At 39.7% G+C, this 23,510-nt stretch carries 24 protein-coding genes; all 24 read left to right on the forward strand.

What is annotated here, in order from left to right:
- The first annotated feature begins 16 nt into the window (after window positions 1-16).
- The 24 genes from fliF to AC2YJL_RS03700 all read left to right on the forward strand — a co-directional run bounded on the left by fliF (window position 17) and on the right by AC2YJL_RS03700 (window position 23,504).
- A complete protein-coding gene (gene fliF, locus AC2YJL_RS03585) occupies window positions 17-1,609 on the forward strand; it encodes a flagellar basal-body MS-ring/collar protein FliF (protein WP_251568393.1) in 1,593 nt (530 codons plus the stop codon).
- Between the two features lie 11 nt (window positions 1,610-1,620).
- Window positions 1,621-2,640, forward strand: coding sequence for a flagellar motor switch protein FliG (gene fliG, locus AC2YJL_RS03590; RefSeq protein WP_057273955.1), 1,020 nt, complete (start codon window positions 1,621-1,623; stop codon window positions 2,638-2,640).
- The gene (gene fliH / locus AC2YJL_RS03595; protein WP_251568395.1) at window positions 2,633-3,421 is read left to right on the forward strand and encodes a flagellar assembly protein FliH; all 789 of its coding nucleotides are present in this window, start codon (window positions 2,633-2,635) and stop codon (window positions 3,419-3,421) included. Before fliG ends, fliH begins: the two co-directional genes overlap by 8 nt.
- The gene (fliI, locus tag AC2YJL_RS03600; RefSeq protein ID WP_251568397.1) at window positions 3,396-4,709 is read left to right on the forward strand and encodes a flagellar protein export ATPase FliI; all 1,314 of its coding nucleotides are present in this window, start codon (window positions 3,396-3,398) and stop codon (window positions 4,707-4,709) included. Before fliH ends, fliI begins: the two co-directional genes overlap by 26 nt.
- 2 nt (window positions 4,710-4,711) lie before the next feature.
- Complete coding sequence (fliJ, locus tag AC2YJL_RS03605; RefSeq protein ID WP_013058874.1) at window positions 4,712-5,155, forward strand: flagellar export protein FliJ; 444 nt, start codon at window positions 4,712-4,714, stop codon at window positions 5,153-5,155.
- Window positions 5,156-5,164: 9 nt separating this feature from the next.
- Entirely contained in the window at window positions 5,165-5,782 is a 618-nt protein-coding gene (locus AC2YJL_RS03610) for a MotE family protein (protein WP_195695983.1), read from the forward strand.
- A gap of 17 nt (window positions 5,783-5,799) precedes the next feature.
- Window positions 5,800-8,427, forward strand: a complete 2,628-nt coding sequence (locus tag AC2YJL_RS03615) for a flagellar hook-length control protein FliK (protein ID WP_487374623.1) — start codon at window positions 5,800-5,802, stop codon at window positions 8,425-8,427.
- 9 nt (window positions 8,428-8,436) lie between these two features.
- A complete protein-coding gene (flgD, locus tag AC2YJL_RS03620) occupies window positions 8,437-8,865 on the forward strand; it encodes a flagellar hook assembly protein FlgD (protein WP_050689640.1) in 429 nt (142 codons plus the stop codon).
- A 25-nt stretch (window positions 8,866-8,890) separates the two neighbouring features.
- Window positions 8,891-9,715, forward strand: coding sequence for a flagellar basal body rod protein FlgG (gene flgG, locus AC2YJL_RS03625; RefSeq protein WP_014458441.1), 825 nt, complete (start codon window positions 8,891-8,893; stop codon window positions 9,713-9,715).
- 35 nt (window positions 9,716-9,750) lie between these two features.
- Window positions 9,751-9,960 (forward strand): flagellar FlbD family protein, encoded by a 210-nt coding sequence (locus tag AC2YJL_RS03630; protein WP_050689639.1) that lies wholly within the window; start codon window positions 9,751-9,753, stop codon window positions 9,958-9,960.
- Window positions 9,961-9,963: 3 nt separating this feature from the next.
- Window positions 9,964-10,395, forward strand: a complete 432-nt coding sequence (gene fliL, locus AC2YJL_RS03635) for a flagellar basal body-associated protein FliL (protein WP_028410818.1) — start codon at window positions 9,964-9,966, stop codon at window positions 10,393-10,395.
- A gap of 20 nt (window positions 10,396-10,415) precedes the next feature.
- Window positions 10,416-11,417 carry a flagellar motor switch protein FliM gene (fliM, locus tag AC2YJL_RS03640; RefSeq protein ID WP_028410819.1) on the forward strand — a complete coding sequence of 334 codons (1,002 nt, stop codon included), beginning with the start codon at window positions 10,416-10,418 and terminating at the stop codon, window positions 11,415-11,417.
- Window positions 11,407-12,537, forward strand: coding sequence for a flagellar motor switch phosphatase FliY (gene fliY, locus AC2YJL_RS03645; RefSeq protein WP_487374624.1), 1,131 nt, complete (start codon window positions 11,407-11,409; stop codon window positions 12,535-12,537). The genes fliM and fliY overlap by 11 nt, the downstream gene beginning before the upstream one ends.
- A 21-nt stretch (window positions 12,538-12,558) precedes the next feature.
- Window positions 12,559-12,921, forward strand: coding sequence for a response regulator (locus tag AC2YJL_RS03650; protein ID WP_028410821.1), 363 nt, complete (start codon window positions 12,559-12,561; stop codon window positions 12,919-12,921).
- 63 nt (window positions 12,922-12,984) lie between these two features.
- On the forward strand, window positions 12,985-13,626 hold the full coding sequence (locus tag AC2YJL_RS03655) for a flagellar biosynthetic protein FliO (RefSeq protein WP_230933500.1): 642 nt from the start codon (window positions 12,985-12,987) through the stop codon (window positions 13,624-13,626).
- Window positions 13,619-14,287 (forward strand): flagellar type III secretion system pore protein FliP, encoded by a 669-nt coding sequence (gene fliP, locus AC2YJL_RS03660; RefSeq protein ID WP_013084783.1) that lies wholly within the window; start codon window positions 13,619-13,621, stop codon window positions 14,285-14,287. The genes AC2YJL_RS03655 and fliP overlap by 8 nt, the downstream gene beginning before the upstream one ends.
- 10 nt (window positions 14,288-14,297) lie before the next feature.
- Entirely contained in the window at window positions 14,298-14,567 is a 270-nt protein-coding gene (gene fliQ, locus AC2YJL_RS03665) for a flagellar biosynthesis protein FliQ (protein ID WP_016765390.1), read from the forward strand.
- Window positions 14,568-14,569: 2 nt separating this feature from the next.
- On the forward strand, window positions 14,570-15,346 hold the full coding sequence (gene fliR, locus AC2YJL_RS03670) for a flagellar biosynthetic protein FliR (RefSeq protein WP_050689635.1): 777 nt from the start codon (window positions 14,570-14,572) through the stop codon (window positions 15,344-15,346).
- Between the two features lie 2 nt (window positions 15,347-15,348).
- Window positions 15,349-16,431 (forward strand): flagellar biosynthesis protein FlhB, encoded by a 1,083-nt coding sequence (gene flhB, locus AC2YJL_RS03675; RefSeq protein WP_050689634.1) that lies wholly within the window; start codon window positions 15,349-15,351, stop codon window positions 16,429-16,431.
- A 30-nt stretch (window positions 16,432-16,461) separates the two neighbouring features.
- A complete protein-coding gene (gene flhA, locus AC2YJL_RS03680; RefSeq protein ID WP_195695990.1) occupies window positions 16,462-18,498 on the forward strand; it encodes a flagellar biosynthesis protein FlhA in 2,037 nt (678 codons plus the stop codon).
- The gene (locus tag AC2YJL_RS03685) at window positions 18,498-19,595 is read left to right on the forward strand and encodes a flagellar biosynthesis protein FlhF (protein WP_251568403.1); all 1,098 of its coding nucleotides are present in this window, start codon (window positions 18,498-18,500) and stop codon (window positions 19,593-19,595) included. Before flhA ends, AC2YJL_RS03685 begins: the two co-directional genes overlap by 1 nt.
- Window positions 19,588-20,457, forward strand: a complete 870-nt coding sequence (locus tag AC2YJL_RS03690; RefSeq protein ID WP_251568405.1) for a MinD/ParA family protein — start codon at window positions 19,588-19,590, stop codon at window positions 20,455-20,457. Before AC2YJL_RS03685 ends, AC2YJL_RS03690 begins: the two co-directional genes overlap by 8 nt.
- A gap of 9 nt (window positions 20,458-20,466) precedes the next feature.
- Window positions 20,467-21,510, forward strand: a complete 1,044-nt coding sequence (locus tag AC2YJL_RS03695) for a protein-glutamate methylesterase/protein-glutamine glutaminase (protein WP_195695992.1) — start codon at window positions 20,467-20,469, stop codon at window positions 21,508-21,510.
- 14 nt (window positions 21,511-21,524) lie between these two features.
- The gene (locus AC2YJL_RS03700) at window positions 21,525-23,504 is read left to right on the forward strand and encodes a chemotaxis protein CheA (protein ID WP_251568406.1); all 1,980 of its coding nucleotides are present in this window, start codon (window positions 21,525-21,527) and stop codon (window positions 23,502-23,504) included.
- The last annotated feature ends 6 nt before the right edge of the window (window positions 23,505-23,510 follow it).

Below are 23,510 nucleotides of genomic sequence, written 5' to 3' on the forward strand. Positions count from 1 at the left end.
TAACCGGAGGAATACCATGAATGAAAGAATAGCTCTTTATCGAGATAAGATGAAAGTCTTTTGGAATAACCGCAAAAAAGGACAGAAAATAGCCCTTATCGCTGCTCCTCTTGCGGCTATTCTAGTCATTAGTTTAGCATCTGTTTTTTTAAACAAGGATAAATTTGTCCCTCTTTATAGCAATCTATCGGCTCAGGAAACAGGACAAATCAAAGCAGAGCTTGATGCTAGAAGCGTTCCTTCAGAAATCTCTGATAACGGAACAACCATTTCGGTGCCTGAACAAAGCGTTGACTCGCTAAAAGTTGATTTAGCTGCACAAGGAATTCCTGATAGCGGAAGTATCGACTATTCATTTTTTGGGAAAAATGCGAGCTTTGGTATGACAGATAATGAATTTGATGTGTTAAAACTCGATGCGATGCAAACTGAATTGGCTAACTTAATGAAAAACATTCAAGGAGTCAACGATGCAAAAGTGATGATTACCCTTCCAAATGGAAGCGTATGGGCGAATGAAAAGCAGGGAGAAGCATCAGCATCGATTGTGCTTAATACAAAGGCTGGTTATAAATTTGATGATCAGCAAATTAAATCTCTTTATCATTTAGTATCCAAAAGTGTGCCAAACCTTCCTACAGATAATATCGTCATCATGAACCAATATTTTGAGTACTTTGATTTAAAAGGTAACGAAACGAATTCAGCTTCTAGCTCATTTGCTTCGCAGAACGAAGCGAAAAAAGAAGTTGAGCGAGATATTCAGCGTCAAGTACAGCAAATGCTAGGAAGACTGGTCGGTCAAGACAAAGTAATGGTCTCTGTTACAGCAGATCTTGATTTTACACAGGAAAATCGCGAAGAAAAGCTAGTAGAGCCTGTTGATAAAAATAATATGCAAGGAATTGCCGTTAGCGCTGAAAAAATTAATGAAACATTTTCTGGTAAAAATGCTCAAGATGGAGGCGTTGCTGGAACAGGAGAAGAAGATACAACAAATTACTCATCCAGTACAACAAGTGGAGACGGAGACTACGAAAAAAACGAAGAACGAATTAATTATGAAGTGAACCGAATTCATAAAGAAATCGTCGAAAGTCCATACAAAATTCAAGACCTTGGCATTCAAGTAATGATAGATCCGTCCAATGCAAAAGGGAAATCACAAGTTTCCGATACGCTTGAGTCAGATGTTCAAAAAATGTTAGGTACAATTGTCCGTACTTCTATTTCAAAAGATGCAAATACGAAAGCTCTCTCGGATAACGCGGTCAGCGATAAGATTACCGTTTCCGTTCAGCCGTTTAATGGACAAGAAACAGCTGACAACACAGCAAGTTCAATTCCATTGTGGATGTATATAATCGGAGGTGCACTGCTGCTTATTATTGTTGTTCTTATTGTGCTGTTGGTTAGGAAAAGACGTCAAGACTTAGATGAAGAGGAATATGATGAAGAGTATGATGAAACTTTTGAAGCATATGAAGCGGCACAAAAAGCCCCTGTTTTAAGTGCTGAACAGCAAACAAAAAGCAATCTTGAAACGTTAGCGAAGCAAGACCCGGAAGAGTTTGCAAAACTGCTGCGAACATGGATTAGTGAGGATTAGGAGGAAAGCTAATGGTAAAGGCTATGCAAAAAAATGAGTTAACTGGAAAGCAAAAAGCAGCAATTTTGTTAATTTCTCTCGGTCCCGATGTATCAGCTTCTATCTATAAACATCTCAGTGAAGATGAAATTGAGCAACTAACGCTTGAAATTTCTTCAGTGAGAAAAATAGAGCCGTCTCTAAAAGAAGCTGTTCTTCATGAGTTTGAACAAATAACGCTTGCTCAAAACTACCTTGAAAAAGGAGGAGTAAGCTATGCGAAACAGGTGTTAGAAAAAGCACTTGGACCGGAGCAGGCTATGATGATTATCAATCGATTAACTTCTTCTTTGCAAGTTCGTCCGTTTGACTTTGCCAGAAAAGCTGATCCTATGCAGCTGTTAAATTTCATTCAGCATGAGCATCCTCAGACGATTGCCCTTATTTTATCTTACTTAGAGCCGCCGCAGGCAGGACAAATCTTATCATCACTGCCTCAGGAAAGGCAAGCGGATATTGCAAGACGGATTGCAACGATGGGAAGTACGTCTCCGGAAGTCATTAATGAAGTTGAGCAAATTTTAGAGAGAAAGCTTTCTGCTACTGTTACCCAAGACTATACCCAAACAGGTGGTTTAGAAGCAGTAGTTGAAGTATTAAATGGAGTAGACCGAGCAACTGAAAAAATTATTATTGATACGCTTGAAATTCAAGATCCGGCATTAGCAGAAGAAATCAAACAGCGAATGTTTGTATTTGAGGATATCGTAACGCTCGATAACCGTTCTATTCAGCGTGTGATACGAGATGTAGAAAATGATGATTTATTGTTGAGCTTAAAAGTAGCAAGTGAAGAAGTGAAATCTATTATTTTTAAAAATATGTCTAGCCGTATGGTGGAAACGTTTAAAGAAGAAATGGAATTTATGGGTCCTGTGCGTTTGAAAGATGTAGAGGAAGCTCAGTCACGTATCGTTGCTGCAATTAGACGTTTAGAAGATGCTGGTGAAATTGTACTAGCTCGAGGTGGAGGAGACGATATTATTGTCTAATATCATTAAATCAACTTATACGAATAAACTTTCAGACGAAAATGCGAAGCACATTCAAGTCATTCCATTTGGTTTTCCGATACAAGATGAGCCCACAGAAGAACATCTTCAGCAAGAAAACGCACAGCACGTTATTGAACAAGCGCACAGTGAAGCTGAAATAATAAAGGCCGAGGCAGACGCTTACCGAAAACAAGCTCAAAACGAAATTGAACGTTTGAAAAAGCAGTGGGAAGAAGAGAAGGTGCTGCTGTTTCAACAAGAACAAAAGCGGGGCTATGAAGAAGGATACGAAGAAGGGCTGCTTCAAGGAAAACAAGAGTATGAGCATGTATTAGCCATGTCGCGAAACATTGTTGACGAAACAAAGAATCAGTACTACGAATATATAAATCAATCTGAAGAAGTCATCTTTGAATTAGGTTTCACCCTAGCTGAAACGATTTTAAATGAGCAGCTTCAAAGAGATAAATCATTTTTACCACTTGTTGCAAGGTCTTTAAAAGAAGTTAGAGAACATAAAGAAATCCAGCTTTTTGTTTCCCCGAAAAAATATGCATATGTATGTGAACATAAACGAGAACTGTTCGATTTATTAAACGGAGAAACCGGGCTATTTATTTATGCGGATGAAAATCTTCAGGAAATGGATTGTGTCATCGATTCCTCTTATGGGCGTCTTGTTGCGTCTTTTGATAGCCAGTTAACGGAAATGAAGAAAAAATTAAAAGAACGTTTGTTAGAGGAGAGTAAAAATGAAAGTCGCACAACTCATTCATGAAATCCCGCGCACATCTTCTTTTAAACGGTACGGGAAAGTCAGCCGAGTAGTAGGAATGATGATTGAATCTAAAGGACCTAGAACGTCAATAGGAGATGTTTGCTTTATTCATCTTAGTGAACGAGGAGATAAAATTCGTGCAGAAGTTGTTGGTTTTAACGGTGAGCACGTCGTTTTAATGCCTTATACGTCTGTTCGATATATCGGACCTGGCTGCCTAGTGGAAACGACAGAAAAACCTCTGCAGGTAAGCGTGGGGAAAGAGTTAATAGGTCAAGTGCTTGATTCGTTAGGGAACCCTTTAGACGGGTCTGAACTTTCTCAATATTTGCCGTTTGTTTTAACCGATCAAGACCCCCCTAATCCCTTAGAGCGTCCGCCTATTGAACAGCCGATTGAAGTAGGGGTACGAACAATTGATAGTTTGCTAACAGTAGGTCAAGGGCAGCGCATAGGTATTTTTGCAGGAAGCGGTGTTGGTAAAAGTACGCTGCTCGGGATGATTGCACGCAATACAAAAGCAGATATCAATGTCATTGCCCTTGTAGGCGAGCGAGGAAGAGAAGTTAGAGAGTTTATTGAACGAGATCTTGGAGAGGAAGGGTTAAAGCGCTCCGTTGTAGTAGTTGCTACCTCGGATCAGCCTGCTCTGCTTCGAATGAAAGCAGCATATACAGCTACTTCTATTGCTGAATACTTTCGAGATGAGGGGATGAGCGTCATGATGATGATGGATTCTGTTACCCGTGTAGCAATGGCTCAAAGAGAAATTGGATTAGCTGTAGGTGAACCTCCGACTACTAAAGGTTATACACCATCTGTTTTTGCTAGCTTGCCAAGGCTGCTTGAACGTACAGGAACTAATCAACATGGATCTATTACTGCTTTTTATACTGTATTAGTAGATGGTGATGATATGAACGAACCTATTTCGGATACGGTGCGAGGCATTATAGACGGACATATTGTACTAGACCGGGAGCTGGCCAATAAAGGTCAATATCCGGCCATCAATGTCTTAAAAAGCGTTAGTCGCGTGATGAACCATATCGTAAGTGAACGGCATAAAGAAGCAGCTGAAAAACTGCGTTCATTAATGGCTACCTATGCTAATTCTGAAGACTTAATTAACATAGGTGCCTACAAAAGAGGATCTTCTGCTTACATTGATGAGGCCATCCACTATCATCCTGTCATTGATGAATTTTTAAAGCAAAAAACGAACGAACATCCATCATTTGAAACAAGTGTAACAAAGCTCTGTGAACTGTTTGTGAAAGGTGAGTAAATATGGCATATGAATTTAGGTTATCTAAAATAATGGCAATCAAGTCAAATGAAAAGGATGAACTGCTATCTCAATATAATCAATCCTTGCAGCAGTTTGAAACAGCGGGTGAAAAGCTTTATAAAAAGCTAAAAGAAAAAGAAACGCTGATTGAACAGCATACGGGCAAAATGAAGCAAGGGCTTTCTATTTTAGAAATTACATCGTTTCAGCAGTTTTTAACAAGTGCCGAACGAGTGATTGAAAGGCTGCAACAAGAGGTCATGTTTGCAAGACAGCAAATGAACTTAAAGAAACTGAAGCTAGAAGAAAAGAACATAGAAGTAAAGAAGTATGAAAAGTTAAAAAAGAGAGACTACGATTCTTATATAACCGCGGAAAAACAGTTAGAAGCGAAGCAAATGGATGAGCTGTCGCTACAGCAGTATATGCTACATAGGAATTAGGTGGAAAACATGGCTAATCAAAAAGAGTTAAGAGAAGAGTACGAAGAAGAAAAGTCTTACAGTAAAAGCCAAGTGTTTTTATTTTTAATCTTTATTCCAGCAGTGTTCCTTATCTTGGCGGCTTATATTGTTCTGACGCTTTTAGGCGTTAATGTAAATGATAAAGTTTCAGCTATTACACACGCCATTCCGTTTGTATCAAGTGAACAGTCGCAAAAAAATGAAAATATTCAACAAAGCAATGAAGAGATACAAAAGCAGGTTGAAAGTCTTCAAAAGAAGCTGAGCGCAAAAGAAAAGCAAATCGCAGCTTACGAGAAAACGATCACTACAAAAGACCGTCAAATGGATGAACTAAAAATCGAAATGCGCGATATGGAAGAAAAAGCCGACGATGAAGCGAAAAAACAAAAAAACAATCAGCTGGCAAAAAAAGATGTCATTGCTACCTATGAAAACATGTCTCCTAAAAATGCAGCGCTCATCTTTGCCGAATTAAAAGAAGACAAAGCAGTCGCGATGCTTAAGCAGTTCAAAGCGAGTACAAGAACGGCAATCTTAGAAAAAATGGATCCGAAAGTAGCTGCACGCTATACGACATTGTTAACAGATCAGATTGATGAATAAAAGCAGAGGTGAAAACAGTGGAAATTTCACTACGTCCAGCAGCTGTATCAAAGGTAAACTGCGATGAAAAAGCAGCTGCTAGTCAGACTCAGGGTTTTTTTGAAGAAATTGTTCAGCAGCTTAAGCAGCTAGATGTGCAGCCTTTAACGCGCGGCGAGAAATCATCGGATGAACAAGCGATAGATCAAGACGTCTTCAAGGCGGTCGGGTTAATGGCGATTCAGTTAAGCGAAGCAGAAGATGAAGAAGATGAATCGTCTGTCTTGTACAAACATCTAGCCGAGATGCTCAGTAGTATTCCAAGTAGTCTAGATTTGGAACAGCCGCTTCTAAAGCTGCAGCACGTGTTAACAGACATGCAGCGGGCACCTGTTTCATCTGAAACAGACAGTCAAGAACAATATTTGTCTTCTATTTCTACCTTGTTGACCATTTGTAAAAATACATCATCTGCGTTTCAAACAGAGTTCGCTCAGCTGATGGAAGAACTACAAAAACCGCAGCTGCAGTCAGTGAAGCTTTCGGATTCGCAGCTTCAAGGCTTGCAGAAAGCTGCTGCTGAAAAAATAAAGAAAATTCATAAACAACCACGTGTATTAACCGATACCTTACATGAAAAGCGCTCTGCTGGTTTCTTCGCCGCTGTTCATGCGGCTCCAAAAAGTTCTGTAAGAGATATGGAAGCTGTTCATAAAGAGGAAAAAGGGCCGCTTTTGAATCAGCTTCCATGGAAAAAAGATGTGGTATTACACAGCGAAAGTATAGATACAGATAGCTTCTCAAAAAATAGTGAAGGTTCTTTGGGAAAAAGCATAACCACGGTGGTATCAGAAAATCAGCCATCATCTTTTGTATCTAGAGAAATACCGAACGTTTCTATTGATTTAGGACCAGTCACATCTGAGTATCAACAGTCTAGCAATCTGGTAAACGAGCTGCAAAAGGTATGGAGTAAAGCTTCGCTCAGTACTGAAGAAGGAGCATCTAAGCTTTCTATTACATTATTGCCAAAGCAGCTAGGTACGATTTTAATTGAAGTGCTTCAGCAAAAAAATGAACCGATTACGCAAGTGGTTGTATCGTCGGCGAAAACAAAAGAGCTATTAGAAGCCAATCTTTCGACTTTACGGCAAGTTCTGGCTTCTCAGCATGTATCGGTTGATCAAGTCGATGGGGCCGCTGTTCAAGCAGCTTTAGAAAGTTCTGTAAAAGATATGAACGCTTTTGCTAAAGAAGAAAAAGTGCCGCAGTTTTCTATTGATTTAAGGCAAGCAACATCTGAGTACCAACAGTCTAGCGATCTGGTAAACGGGCTGCAAAAAATATGGAGTAAAGCTTCAATCAGTAAGGAAGAGGGAGCATCTAATCTTTCTATTAAGTTATGGCCAGACCAGCTAGGGACAATTTCAATTGAAGTGCGTCAACAAGACAATAAAACGACTGCGCAAGTGGTTGTATCGTCAGCGAAAACAAAAGAGCTGTTAGACGCCAACCTTTTTAGATTACGACAAGCTCTCACGTCTCAGCATGTATCGGTTGATCAAGTCGATGTGGTTGCTGTTCAAGCAGCTCTAGAAAGTTCTGTAAAAGATATGAACGCTTTTGCTAAAGAAGAAAAAGTGCCGCAGTTTTCTATTGATTTAAGGCAAGTGAAATTAGATCATCAACAGTCTATTGATCTGGTAAACGAGCTGCAAAAAATATGGAGTAAAGCTTCGTTCAGTATTAAAGAGGGAGCATCCAAGCTTTTCGTTACGTTATTTCCAAAGCAGCTAGGTACGATTTCAATTGAAATGCTTCAACAAGACAATAAAACGACTGCGCAAGTAGTTGTATCGTCAGCGAAAACAAAAGAGCTGTTAGACGCCAGCCTTTTTAGATTACGGCAAGCTCTCACGTCTCACCATGTATCCGTTGATCAAGTTGGTGTGGACGCTGTTCATACAGCTTCAGAAAGTTCTGTGAAAAATATGACTGCTTTTCCTAAAGAAGAAAAAGTACCGTTTTTTAATCAGCTTCCATGGAAAAAAGATGTGGTTGTACCCGGCGGAAGTATAGATACCAATAGCTTTTTGAAAAATAGCGAAAGTCCGGCAGGTACACACACAATCGGGGCGCCAGTAGAGAATCAGCCATCATCCTTTGGAAGTGGAGAAATGCCTAAGCTTCAGCAGTTCTCTATTTATCTAGGGCAAGCAAAACCTGACTATCAACAGTCTAGCAATTTGGTAAACGAGCTGCAAAAAATATGGAGTAAAGCTTCGTTTAGTACCGAAGAGGGAACACCCAAGCTTCTCATTAAGTTATTTCCAAAACAGCTAGGTGCGATTTCAATTGAAATGCTTCAGAAAGACAGCGAAACGGTTGCGCGAATTGTCGTATCGTCAGCAAAAACAAAAGAGTTATTGGACTCCAATCTTTCAACTTTGCGGCACGGTCTCGCGTCTCAGCATGTGTCAATTGATAAAATCGATGTGCTACTGTCGGAACAAGCGGTGTCGTACAACAATGAAAACGACCAGCAAAAAGAAAGACAGGAAAAAGAAGCGTTTAAAAAAGAAGAAGATCAAGATTCACAACAACTGGAAGAATCGGCTTCTTTTCTATCTTCTTTTGAAACAGCGCTTATTAACTACAACGTATAGGTGATAACAATGACAAATGAAATTACGTCTGACTTGTATTTAAGCAATAGAGACACACCAGTGAAGCAAACGGGAAACAGCTCGCTTGGCAAAGATGATTTTTTGAAGCTTTTGATTGCTCAGCTTCAAAATCAAGATCCAATGAATCCAATGGAAGACAAAGACTTTATTGCTCAAATGGCTCAGTTTTCATCCCTTGAACAAATGACAAATATGAGCACATCGCTCAATACGTTTTTAACGCAGTCTCAGGCTTCTCCTATTTTAAAAGGGAGCGAATTAATTGGTAAAACTGCTGCATGGTTAGATGAAGAAGGAAATAAGAAGCAAGGAGTCATTTCGACAGCGTCCGTCAAAAACAATGAGGTATCGTTTAGGATCAACGATGAAAATCATACGGTACTTTCGCTAAACGATATCTTAGAAGTAAGCAGTTAACCAACCAAATTTAAGGAGTGATTTTATGTTACGTTCGATGTATTCAGGAATCAGCGGCATGAAAAATTTTCAAACTAAATTAGATGTCCTAGGAAATAACATTGCCAATGTTAATACGTACGGCTATAAAAAAGGACGTACAACGTTTCAAGATTTAGTAAGTCAGCAAGTAGCAGGAGCAACAGCACCTGGAGCTAACCGTGGAGGAGTCAATGCTAAACAAGTCGGGTTAGGTTCACAAATTGGTACGGTTGATACAGTTCAAACAGCAGGGAGTATTCAGTCAACGGGACGGCCGCTTGATTTAGCTATTTCTGGGGATGGATATTTTATTGTCGGAAATAGTGGTACACAAAACAATGGAACGGTCACAAACCCCATGTATACGAGGGCGGGAAACTTTTATTTAGATAGAAATGGAGCCTTGGTAACAGGAAGTGGCCTTTATTTGCAAAGTTCCACCAATCAGAAAATCGTTATTCCTCCAAATAGTCAAAGCTATGGCATTGGATCGGATGGCTCAGTGAATTATATAGACAATACTGGTGTATCGAGGGTTGCAGGTACTATTAAACTTGCGAAGTTTGCTAACAATGAAGGACTTCAAAAAGTAGGAGGAAACTTGTTTGCAGACACTCCAAATGCGGGGCTGGTTACAACTCCTGCAAACATTACTCCCGGAAACAGTGGTACAGGAACGCTCGTCTCAAGCGCCCTTGAAATGTCCAACGTTGATTTATCGGAAGAATTCACGGATATGATTGTTGCACAGCGCGGATTTCAGGCGAACACAAGAATTATTACAACATCCGATGAAATACTGCAAGAGCTAGTGAACCTAAAACGATAGGCGGGAGGAAGGAGTAGGTATTACTCCGGTTAATTATGATCACTTTAACAAGGCTAAACGGCAAAACATTTACGTTAAATGCGCTCTACATCGAGCAGCTTGAGGCATTTCCTGATACGACCATTACGCTAACGAATAACAAAAAGCTGGTGGTAAAGGATTCAGTTGAAGAAGTGAATGAGAAAGTGACGAGTTATTATCAGCGAATTAACGTGTTAGGGCTGCAGCAAACGACGGAGGAATAAAGTGTGTTTAAAAATAAGCTAGTTAGTAAGATGATTATTATTCTGCTTTCTTTTACGTTAATAGGAAGCGTTGCTGTTATCGTGACGTTAAAGTATACAGAGCAGGCAAGTACTGAAAAGGGTCCATCTATTGACGATGTGATTAAAGCTTCTGTGGATGTAACGGATATTAAAACAAATTTAAAAAGCAATAACTACATCAGCATTTCTTTTAAAATTCAAATGGATAGTAAAAAAGCAGCGGCAGAGCTTCAAAAAAGAGATTTTCAAGTAAGGGACATTATTATCAAAAGGCTCTCAGATATGAGTGCTCAAGATTTTGAAGGAACGCAAGGACTCAGCACGTTAGAAACAGATATTGCAAAGCAAATTGATCAATTAATGGAAAACGGACATGTTGTTAAAATTTATACAACGTCTAAAGTGTTGCAGTAAAGAAAAAGGGAGGGAAGCTAGTGGCAGGGGATGTATTATCACAAAATGAAATTGACGCCCTATTATCCGCGTTATCAACCGGAGAGATGGATGCGGATGAGCTAAAAAAGGAAAATAAAAAACAGCGTATTCGTACATATGATTTTAAACGCGCCCTGCGTTTTTCAAAAGATCAGATTCGCAGTTTGACGCGAATTCATGAAAATTATGCGCGCATGTTAATCAACGTCTTTTCGGCGCAGCTTCGTAACGTTGTACAAGTGTCCGTTGTATCAGTAGATCAAATTCCGTATGAGGAGTTCATTCGCTCTGTTCCGAAAGTAACCATCTTAAACGTGATAGCCGTCCCTCCTTTAGAAGGGCATATCATTATGGAAGTCAATCCGAACATTGCCTATGCGATGCTTGACCGCTTGCTCGGGGGACAAGGCGAGAGCGGTGGAAAAATTAGTAACTTAACGGAGATTGAAACGAGCTTGGTTCGAAACTTGTTAGAGAAAACGTTAGACAGTATGAGAGAAGCTTGGAGTTCTATTGCGGAAATTGAACCTGAAACATCAGAGTTTGAAGTGAATCCTCAGTTTTTGCAGGTCATTTCACCAAATGAAATTGTCATCGTCATTTCATTAAACGTACAAATTGGAGATGAAACGGGCATGATCAATCTATGTATTCCGCACGTGACGCTTGAGCCGATTGTGTCCAAACTGTCCGTTCATTACTGGATGCAATCTTCGAAAAAAGAACCTAACGTACAAGAGGTTGAGCAGCTAAAGGAACAAATCAATGATGCGGAATTGCAGGTTGTAGCCGAGCTAGGAAAAGCGGATATTTCAATTGAAGATTTCCTAGCATTAGATGCGGGAGATGTTATTCGACTGCAAACAAGCGTTCATAATCCGTTAACTATTTACGTCGGAGAACAACCTAAATTTATTGCACAGCCTGGAAAAGTCAGTCGGAAAGTCGCTGTGCAAATTCTAGATGATGTTAAGAGGAGGAACGAAAGGAATGAACGATGACATGCTTTCGCAAGATGAAATTGATGCGTTGTTAAAAGGAACTTCTTCACTTGACGGGTTTTCAGAGCCGAATAAGTCAAGTCAAGTAGATGATTACTTTACGGAAATGGAAAAAGACGCGCTTGGCGAAATTGGAAATATTTCGTTTGGCAGTTCAGCAACAGCGCTATCCGCTTTATTGAATCAAAAAGTCGATATTACTACACCGTTTGTATCGCTTATACATAAAGAAGAGCTGACGGATGAATTTCCAAATCCTCATGTCGCTGTGCAAGTTCAGTACACAGAAGGCTTTTCTGGTACGAATTTGTTAGTTATTAAACATGAAGATGCAGCTGTTATTTCAGATTTGATGCTTGGTGGAACGGGTGAGAATCCGACGGAAATCATGGATGAAATTAAGCTGAGTGCAGTGCAGGAAGCGATGAATCAAATGATGGGTTCAGCAGCGACGTCTATGTCTACGGTATTTCAAAAGAAAATTGATATCTCTCCGCCGAGCTTAGATATTTTAAATATTCAAAAAGGGGAAGGCACAGAGCTTATTCCCCAAGATGACGTCTTTGTAAAGGTCTCTTTTAATTTGAAGGTAGGCACATTAATCGATTCGAATATTATGCAGCTTTTATCGATATCTTTTGCCAAAAGCTTGGTGGAAGAGCTCTTAGTTCCAAGCGCAGAAGATACGGCAGCTTCTATTGAAAAAGAATCAGATCTTAACGAAAAGCAAACAGAACCGCCGGTAGCTGAATACATACAGCATGAAGAAACACAGCAGGCAGAACCTGTTCATGTACCAGTTGATGTTCAGCCCGCATCGTTTTCAGAGTTCGAGCACGTGTCTTCTCCTCAAGGCGATTCACGAAATTTAGACATGCTGCTTGACATCCCGCTTCAAGTTACCGTGGAGCTTGGAAGGACTAAGCGAACGGTTCAAGAGATTTTAGCATTATCTTCTGGTGCAATCATTGAACTTGATAAACTAGCAGGCGAACCAGTAGATATCTTGATTAATAGCAAATTAATTGCAAAAGGTGAAGTGGTCGTCATTGACGAGAATTTTGGCGTTCGCGTAACCGATATTATTAGTCAAAAAGACCGTATTAACAAACTAAAGTAATGATTTTTAGGAGGAGTAGAGATGGGAAACCGAATTTTAATTGTAGATGATGCTGCATTCATGCGCATGATGATCAAAGATATTTTAACGAAAAATGGATATGAAGTAGTAGCGGAAGCGGCAGACGGCCAGCAGGCTGTGGAGTTATTTAAAGAGCATGCACCGGACCTTGTCACAATGGATATTACAATGCCTGAAATGGATGGAATTACGGCCTTAAAAGAAATTAAAAGCATAAAAAGTGATGCTAAGGTGATTATGTGTTCAGCCATGGGCCAGCAGGCAATGGTGATTGATGCGATTCAAGCAGGGGCAAAAGATTTTATCGTTAAGCCTTTTCAAGCAGATCGTGTATTAGAGGCAATTTCAAAAGCAATTGGATAAACAACAGATTGGCGGGGCTTTCCCGCTAATCTTATACTATGTTGAAGTAAGAGGTGGCAGACATTGCTGCGAAAGTTCGTAATTGCTGCGCTGTTAATAAGCGTATTAGCAGGATCAAATCAAATCGTCTATGCAGAAAGTGGATCTGCATCGGTAAAAGAATGTTTGGAAAAAACGGAGAAGTGTTTAGAAAGTGAGAGTGCTGATTCAAAAGAAAAAACTGCACTCCAGGGGACGCCTACGCTCTCAGCTGGAGATATTATGAAGATGATATTCGCGTTTTTACTTGTAATTGGGCTGCTTTTTGCACTCTTAAAATTTGTCAATAAAAAAGGAAGGCTGCTGCAAAAAAATAAAATAGTACAAAACCTGGGGGGTACAAATGTTGGAAGCAGCAAATCTGTACAAGTAGTCAAAGTTGGAGATCAGCTTTTAATCATTGGAGTAGGTGAAAATGTGCAGCTTCTTTCAGAAATTACGGGGCAAGAGAAACAGCAGCTGCTCACGCAGTATGAGGAACAACAGAAAAACGAGAGCGAATATAAAGTCGTACTACCGTCTTTTTTAGAAAAATTGACTTCTAAAAAAGAAGAGAAATCCAGTCATTCTTTTCAACAGCTTTTTCAGCGAGAAATGAATGAAATGAAAATAAAAAGGCAAAACGTACTAAAAGAGTTAGAAAGGAACAAAAAGAACGATGAATGAAGTGATGAACCTCTTTAACTCGAGCAGTCCTACAAATATTTCCACGTCTGTTCAGCTTTTGTTGCTGCTGACGGTGTTTTCGGTAGCTCCTGGAATTTTAATTATGATGACCTGCTTTACACGCATTGTCATTGTGCTGTCATTTGTACGTACATCGCTCGGGACACAGCAAATGCCTCCTAATCAAATATTAGTTGGTTTATCGCTGTTTTTAACGTTTTTTATTATGGCGCCAACTTTTTCTCAGGTAAATGAACAGGCGCTTCAGCCGCTTTTAAAAGAAAAAATCACGCTGAATCAAGCCTATGAAAAAGCAGCTGAACCAATGAAAGAATTTATGAGTGCTCATACAAGACAAAAAGATTTAGCTCTTTTTTTAGAATATGCGGATATAGATAAACCATCCTCTGTTCAAGATATTCCCTTAACTGCGCTCGTTCCGGCTTATGCAATCAGTGAGCTAAAGACAGCATTTCAAATTGGATTTATGATTTTTATTCCTTTTCTCATTATCGATATGATTATAGCAAGCGTGCTGATGTCTATGGGAATGATGATGCTTCCTCCCGTTATGATTTCGCTCCCGTTTAAAATTTTACTATTTGTACTGGTTGACGGCTGGAATTTAGTTGTTAAATCATTATTAATAAGTTTTCAATAGGTGATAGACAATGAATGGAGAATTTGTCATTTCGTTAGCAGAAAAAGGCGTGTATACAATCCTAATTGTATCTGGTCCTTTATTGCTGCTGGCCCTTGTAGTTGGGCTCATTATTAGTATTTTTCAAGCAACTACCCAAATTCAAGAGCAAACTCTTGCTTTTGTTCCTAAGATTGTAGCGGTCTTAGTAGGGATTGTATTTTTTGGTCCGTGGATGTTATCAAAAATGATTTCATTTACATATGAAATTTTTTCAAATCTGTATCGGTACGTAGGATAGCTATGAGTCAGTTGATCTTATCCTATCCCGCGTTTTTACTAGTGCTAGTGCGGGTAACGTCTTTTTTTATTACGGTTCCGCTATTTTCATACAAAACGATTCCCGCAGTTCATAAGGTAGGTTTGTCTGCCACGCTATCCGTCATTATTGCGACAACGATTGATTTACCCGTCGTTTCGTTAGATGCACAGTTTGTACTTTTAGTAGTAAAAGAATGTGCTGTTGGGTTGTTTATTGGTTTGACTGCGTATGTATTTATTATGGCTATTCAAATTGCGGGAGGTCTCATTGATTTTCAAGTTGGGTTTGCGATTGCCAACGTAATAGATCCGCAGACAGGGGCGCAAAGTCCGATACTAGGTCAATATTTATATGTATTTGCTCTCCTCTTTTTATTATCGACCAATGGACATCATTTATTAATAGACGGCATCTATAATAGTTATTTAATTATTCCGTTAGACAAAGTAGCTTTCCCTGTGGGAAGCCAAGCATTTGCTACACACATCATAACTGTTTTTTCATCGATGTTTTTAGTAGCTGTTCAAATGTCTTTGCCTTTGGTAGGCTCATTATTTTTAGTCGATATTGCGCTCGGAATTGTCGCGAGAACCGTTCCGCAGTTAAATATTTTCGTAGTGGGGTTTCCGGTAAAAATTATTGTTGCCTTTATTTTGCTGATTGTCGTGATGGGGAGCATGTTTTATATGATGCAAATCATATTTGAACAAATGATAGAAGCGATGCGCGCGATGATTCGCATATTAGGAGGGGTGTAGCTTTGTTTTTAGTAAAAGTTGATTTGCAATTTTTCGCGGGAGAAAAAACGGAAAAAGCTACACCTAAAAAAAAGCAAGACTCTAGAAAAAAAGGACAGGTAGCTAAAAGTCAAGACGTTACAACTGCGCTCATCCTTTTAATGGTTTTTCTTTATTTTTTGTTTGGAGCCAAACAGTTTTTACAGCAAATGATGAAGTTGTTAAGAGAAGCTTTTCAAACGTATATGCTTGAGGAAGTGACGGCAGAGCGCGTATTTGCGATGTTTAAGCACCTTCTTCCTTCAATAGCTCTTGCAGCAGGTCCTGTGATGCTCGCAGCTTTTATTGCTGCGCTCGGAGCGAATTATATGCAGGTTGGTATTCTTTTTTCCACGGAGGCTCTTCAGCCTAAGTTAGAAAAGATTAACCCTATTAGCGGAGCCAAACGGATTTTTGCCATGAGAGCGCTGGTAGAACTAATCAAGTCAACGCTGAAAATTATGTGTATCGGAGCCGTCACGTTTTTTATCTTATGGATTCACATAGAAGATGTATTAAATTTATCTCAAAAAAGTATAGGGGACTCGCTGATTGTTCTGTCTAAGCTTGTTTTTCAAATGGGACTTGCAGCCTCGCTTATGCTTTTATTTTTATCGCTGCTTGATTATTTGTACCAAAAGTTTGATTTCGAGAAAAATATTCGAATGTCAAAGCAAGATATCAAAGATGAGCATAAAAACATTGAAGGGGATCCTCTAATCAAATCAAAAATAAAGCAAAAGCAGCGGGAAATGGCAATGTCTCGCATGATGCAAGAAGTTCCAAAAGCAGATGTCATCATTACAAACCCCACTCATTATGCCATTGCTTTAAAATATGATGAAGAAAAAATGGATGCTCCCTATGTTGTAGCCAGCGGCGTAGATTTTATTGCTCAGAAGATTAAAGGAATTGCCAAAAGCCATGAAATCATCATGGTAGAAAATCGCCCGCTAGCAAGAGCACTTTTTGATCAAACCAAAGTAGGAGATGCGGTGCCGGAAGAATTTTTTAAAGCGGTCGCTGAAATATTAGCTTACGTATACCGCATTCAAAATAAAATGTAACGTTACGCTATTGTAAGGAGAGAAAAATTAATGTCTGCAAGAGAACTGCCAGTTGTTATAGGTGTTGTACTCATTATCGTTATGCTTGTTATTCCGTTGCCTTCATGGTTATTAAGTATTTTAATCATGATTAACATTTCTCTTGCGCTGCTTGTACTGCTCGTTTCCATGAATATGAAAGAACCTTTAGAGCTATCGGTATTTCCGTCTTTGCTGCTGGTTCTTACGCTGTTTCGATTAGGTTTGAATGTATCGACGACACGTTCAATCTTAGGAACAGGAGAAGCAGGCGGAGTGGTGGAAACATTTGGCCACTTCGTTATTGGAGGCAATCCTTTAGTGGGCTTTGTTGTCTTCATTATTTTAATTATCATTCAGTTTCTCGTTATTACAAAAGGAGCGGAGCGTGTTTCTGAAGTAGCCGCCCGCTTTACCTTGGATGCGATGCCGGGTAAACAAATGAGTATTGATGCAGATTTAAATGCAGGTATGATTTCAGAAAAGCAAGCAATTGACCGCCGTGAAAAAATTCAGCGCGAAGCAGATTTTTATGGAGCAATGGATGGAGCCAGTAAATTCGTCAAAGGTGACGCCATTGCAGGGATTGTCATTACCCTTATTAATATCTTATTTGGGATTATTATCGGCATGCTGCAAATGGGAATGTCCATCACTGAAGCATCCCAAACCTTTACTTTGTTAACAGTAGGCGATGGGTTAGTGAGTCAAATTCCAGCCCTTATGATTTCAACAGCGACAGGTATTATCGTCACTAGAGCTGCTTCAACAGGTAATTTGAGCGAAGATATTACACAGCAGCTGTTTGCTTTTCCAGTTATGCTTTATGTAACCGGAGGAACGATTGCGGCTCTTGGTTTAATTACGCCAATTAATGATGTTATTACAATGCCTATTGCTATTTTGTTAGGAGTGGGAGGCTATTATTTGTCTCGGGCTAAGCATCAGGCGGTTCGTGAAGAAATGGCGCCTACTGAAGAAGAGATGGAAGACAATGAAATGAAAAGTCCGGAGAGTGTTGTCAATCTATTAAGCGTTGATCCAATTGAATTTGAATTTGGGTATGCATTAATTCCGCTTGCTGATACGAATCAAGGAGGCGATCTGCTCGATCGAATTGTGATGATTAGGCGACAGCTGGCACTTGAGCTAGGATTAGTCATTCCGGTTGTTCGCATCAGAGATAACATTCAGCTTCAGCCCAACGAATACTGTCTTAAAATAAAGGGCAATGAAGTGGCAAAAGGGGAGCTGCTGCTCGATCACTATTTAGCAATCAGTCCGGGAATGGATGATGATTTGATTGAAGGAATTGATACGTTAGAGCCAGCTTTTAAGATGCCTGCAAAATGGATTAGTGAGTCGGTGAAGGAGCAGGCTGAGATGTTCGGGTATACCGTTGTTGACCCACCCTCGGTTGTGTCTACGCACATAACAGAAGTTATAAAATCGTATGCACATGAGCTGATTGGAAGGCAGGAGACAAAGCAACTAATCGATCACACAAAAGAAACGTATCCTATTTTAATTGAGGAAGTAACGCCTAATCCTCTTTCCGTTGGAGACATTCAAAGGGTACTGGCAAAGCTTTTAAAAGAAAGCGTCTCAATTCGAAATTTACCCATTATTTTTGAGGTGCTGGCCGACTACGGAAAAATGACGTCAGACACTGATTTGTTAACTGAATATGTCCGGCAAGGGCTCGCAAGACAAATTACCAGTCAATATACGGTCCAAGAAGGTCTGCTTCGAGTTCTTACCCTTTCAGGAAAAGTTGAAAAAACGATGGCGGAAGCTGTTCAACAAACAGAGCATGGGAATTATTTATCACTAGACCCTAACGTTTCACAAGCTATCGTAGAAAGTATAGCCAAGCAAACAGAAACACTTTCTTTTCAAGAACAGTCTCCAATTGTGTTATGTTCTCCTGCGGTGAGGATGTACGTGCGCCAAATCACTGAGCGGTATTTTTCCCATATGGCAGTTTTATCATATAACGAGCTAGAAGCAAATGTTGAAGTTCAAAGTGTTGGAGTGGTGGATATCTGATGAAAGTAAAAAAATACGTAGTAGCATCTATGCCGCAAGCTATGAAAGCCATTCGTTCAGATTTAGGTGAGGAAGCGGTTATTTTACATTCAAAACAAATTCGAACAGGAGGGTTTCTTGGCTTATTTACTAAGGCAAAAATAGAAGTATTGGCAGCTGTCGATTCCGTAGAAAAGCTGAGCGTAAAGAAGAATTCGTCGCCGCCAGAACCCAGTATGGAAGATAATCAATCTTTTATGAAGCAGCAGCTCAGTGAGTTAAATACTCTTGTCTCACAAATGAATCAAATGCCAAAGGTTTCTTCAGGTTCATATCCAAAAGCAGCGGAGGATGTGTTTGCCTATTTGCATTTGCAAGAAATAGACGAAGCTATTTTAAAAAGCATAGAGGCTCCTATGCTGGAGTACTACTACTTACATCGCCCAAACTCAAACCAACTTATGGAGTGGACGAAGAGCTGGTTTGTCAATCAGTTTAAAGTAAGTGAATGGAGCGGTCCTTTCAAAAAATATGTAAGTGTAGTAGGACCAACAGGTGTCGGTAAAACAACAACTCTTGCTAAATTGGCTGCAAAATGTGTCCTGGAACACAATCAAAAAATAGCATTTATTACAACTGACACGTATAGAATTTCAGCGATTGAGCAGCTCAAGACATACGCTTCGATCTTGAATGCGCCTTTAACGATTTGTTATAACGGACCAGATTTTAAAAAAGCTTTGCTAGAAACAGAAGCATACGATGTGATTTTTATTGACACAGCAGGCCGTAACTTTTTGGAACAGCAATATGTAAATGATTTAAAGAAAATTATTACGTTTCAAGAAGATTTGCAAACGTTTCTTGTGTTAGCACTAACGTCAAAAGTATCAGATATGAAAGCTGTTTACGAACGTTTTGCTAGTCTACCTGTTGACCAATTAATTTTTACGAAGCGAGATGAAACAACGCGGAAAGGATCGCTTTTAAATATGCTGTATCATTACGGCCAGCGAGCTGCTTTTACAACAAATGGGCAGGATGTACCGGAAGATATTTCGCCTTTTACAATAGAAATGTTTATCGACGATGTGTTTGGAGATTGGAAAGATGAATGATCAAGCAGCAGTTTTAAGAGAAAAAGTGTTAAAAAAGAATCAAAACTCTTTAAAAGATTGCAAAACAATAGCCGTTTTAAGCGGAAAAGGAGGGGTTGGAAAGTCAAATCTATCGTTAAACTTATCTCTTGCGTTAACGAAGCAAAAGCAAAGAGTTCTTCTTTTTGACATGGATATAGGGATGGGAAATATTGATATTTTGATTGGGCAAACTGCTTCATATACGATGGTCGATTTGCTAGAAAAAAAGCTTTCCATCCAGCAAATTATTAAAAAAGGTCCTCAGAATTTAGCTTATGTGGCTGGTGGAACAGGAATTTCCTCTGTATTTGAATGGTCTCCATCAGACCTTGCTCATTTAATACAAGAATTGAATTCGTTAACAAATCAATATGATTATATGATTTTTGATATGGGAGCCGGCATGTCAGAGAGTGTGCTTAAGCTTTTAAAAGCTGTAGATGAAATGATCGTGGTTACAACACCAGAACCTACATCTATAACAGATGCCTACGCTGCTATTAAGCTAGCAGCTTCCTATTCTGTATCAGCACCGGTTCGTCTTATTATTAACAAAACGCTTTCTGACAAAGAAGGAAATGAGACGTATGAACGATTTAACCGAGCTGTTCAGCAGTTTTTGAACATATCTATTTCTCTATTAGGTATTGTCCCAAACGATCAAGCTGTTCAGAAAGCGGTCAATCGCCAAATGCCTTTTTTGCTTCAAAATCCAGCATCTAAAGCGAGTATATCACTAATAGAAATGGTGAGTATTCTTATTCCTCAAGACAATAGGGTAACGGCTAAAAACGAGGGAATGTTTATTCGGCGCCTCAAACGATTTTTTCTTGAAAGGTAGGAAATTAGAGTGAATGAAATAAAGGTGCTTATTGTAGATGATTCTGCATTTATGCGAAAGCTAATCGGCGATTTTTTAGCATGTGACAGTCGTTTTCACGTTGTGGGTACCGCGCGTAACGGTGAAGAAGGGTTGAAAAAAGCGCTCGAGCTGTCGCCAGATATTGTGACACTGGATATCGAAATGCCCAAAATGAATGGCTTAGATATGTTAAAACAGCTCATGCATGTGAAGCCCCTTCCTGTTGTCATGTTATCGAGTACAACAATAAAAGGTGCTGAAAATACGCTGACCGCTATGCAGTACGGCGCAGTTGATTTTGTTGCTAAACCTTCGGGAGCTATTTCGCTGGACCTACATAAAGTGAAAGACGAGCTTATCTCTAAACTTTTGCTTGCTAGTAAAGCCAACATATTTTCAAGCAGTCATCAGCACGTGCAAAACAGCAGTGTATATAACCTCCCGATGGGGACGAAAGTGAACAAAATGATTTGTATTGGTACTTCTACTGGAGGACCGCGTGCGCTGCAAGAAGTATTATCAACTGTTTCAAAAGACATAAACGCACCTATTTTTATTGTGCAGCATATGCCTCCAAATTTCACAAAATCATTAGCGGTTAGGCTAAATCAGCTAGCTGATATTGAAGTGAAAGAAGCAAAAGACAATGAAATCGTTCGCTCAGGATGTGCTTATATTGCGCCTGGAGGTTTTCACATGACGGTTGTAGAGAAAAAAGGACAGCTCAGCATTTGTTTAGACACTTCTTCACCTGTAAAGGGACATCGCCCCTCAGTGGATCGTTTGTTTCAGTCGATTAGTAAAATTTCAGGTTATCAAAAACTTGCTATTGTGTTGACAGGAATGGGGGCGGATGGGACGGAAGGTGTTATTGATTTAAAGAAAAATAAAGACGCGCTTATATTAGCTGAATCTGAAGAAACAGCTGTCATTTATGGGATGCCCAAATCAGCCGTTTCTACAAAACTTGTTGATTATATTGAACCGCTGCGAAACGTTGGAAGCTTTATTTCTCGCTACGCACAGAAATAGGAGGGAAAGTTACGATGGATATGAATCAATATCTAGAAGTGTTTATTGAAGAAAGCAGGGAACATCTTCAAAACGTTAATGACCAGCTAATGCGTTTTGAAAAAAATACCGATGATCTTGGCTATGTAAACGAAATTTTTCGATCTGCTCATACGTTAAAAGGTATGTCTGCAACAATGGGATTTGATGATTTAGCACAATTAACTCACAAAATGGAAAACGTGTTAGATGCTGTTCGAAATCACCAACTCGACGTTCATACGGAAGTTCTTGATGCTTTGTTTGAATCAGTCGATGCGCTAGAAATAATGGTTCAATCTATTTCTGAAGGCGGCGATGGTCAGCTTGATGTCAAATTGCTTGTTCAAAAGCTGCAGCGTATTGTAGCAGAGGAACCCGTAGCACAGCATGCAGCTTCTTCCATTGAGTACGATGAATTAGTACAAACGCTGCTCAGCCAAACGGCAGACCAAGGATTTAACGCGTTTGAAATAACCGTACAGCTTGAACGCACCTGCTTATTAAAAGCTGCACGCGCGTATATGGTGTTTGATGTGTTAGAGCAAGCAGGAGACGTTATTAAGTCAGCGCCAACTGTTCAAGATATCGAACAAGAAAAATTCGAATCATCTTTTATCGTTATATTAGTAACAAATGAATCACAAGAAAAGCTGCAGGCGAGCATTATGGAAGTCTCTGAAGTAGAAAGTGTGAAAATTGCTGCGGTCCCCGTAAAAAAGGAGACAGAAATGGAGGAGCTTGTTTCAGCAGAAGTAGCAGCAGCCATACAGGAAGTTACTGTATCAGCACCTTCTAAATCGCCTGTTGAAGAGAAAAGACAGCCCTCAAATAACAAGACGATTCGAGTTAATATTGACCGTTTGGACAGCCTCATGAACTTGTTTGAAGAGCTAGTTATTGATAGAGGCAGGTTAGAACAAATATCAAAAGAATTGAATAATAGCGAATTAGACGAAACGGTAGAGCGGATGTCTCGTATTTCTGGAGATTTGCAAACGATTATTTTAAATATGCGTATGGTGCCTGTAGAAACCGTTTTTAATCGTTTTCCCCGTATGGTGAGACAGCTTTCAAAAGATTTAGGGAAACAAATTGAACTTCAAATTGTCGGAGCTGATACAGAGCTGGACCGAACCGTCATTGATGAAATTGGAGATCCGCTTGTTCACTTATTAAGAAATGCCGTTGACCACGGAATTGAGATGCCTCAAGCACGCTTAGAGAGCGGAAAGAATGAAAAGGGAACGATTCGCCTTAAAGCTTATCATAGCGGAAATCATGTCTTTATTGATTTAGAAGATGACGGGGCGGGCATCAATCGTGAAAAGGTACTGCAAAAAGCGTTAGATAGAGGAATTATTGATGGAAAAACAGCTGAAACGCTGACGGATAAACAAGTGTATGAGCTCATTTTCGCTTCAGGCTTTTCGACGGCTGAGCAAATTTCAGATGTTTCCGGACGAGGAGTAGGTTTAGATGTTGTGAAAAACACGATTGAATCGTTAGGGGGTTCTGTAACGATCGATTCTAACGAAGGATACGGTTCGCGTTTTTCTATTCAACTGCCGCTCACTCTTTCTATCATTTCTGCTTTACTCGTGCAAATGAGTGAAGAGCGCTATGCCTTGCCGCTTTCTTCGATTATTGAAACAGCTATTGTTCAGCCGAAAGAGGTCATGCATGTAAACGGTCAAAAGGTTATTGACTTTCGAGGAGCCATTATTCCTCTTATTGATTTAAAAGAACTATTCACTGTGCCTAACTCAGTACAAGGCGATCATTATTCAGTAGTCATCGTGAAAAAAGGAGAAAAGACTGCCGGGCTAATTGTTGATTCTTTTATCGGTCAGCAGGAAATTGTTTTAAAATCTTTAGGGCATTATCTGCCGGGTGTGTTTGCTATTTCAGGAGCCACGATTTTAGGCGATGGACAAGTAGCACTTATCATTGATTGCAACGCTTTGATCAAATAACAAATG

This window comes from Priestia sp. SRI_019, from assembly GCF_057586255.1.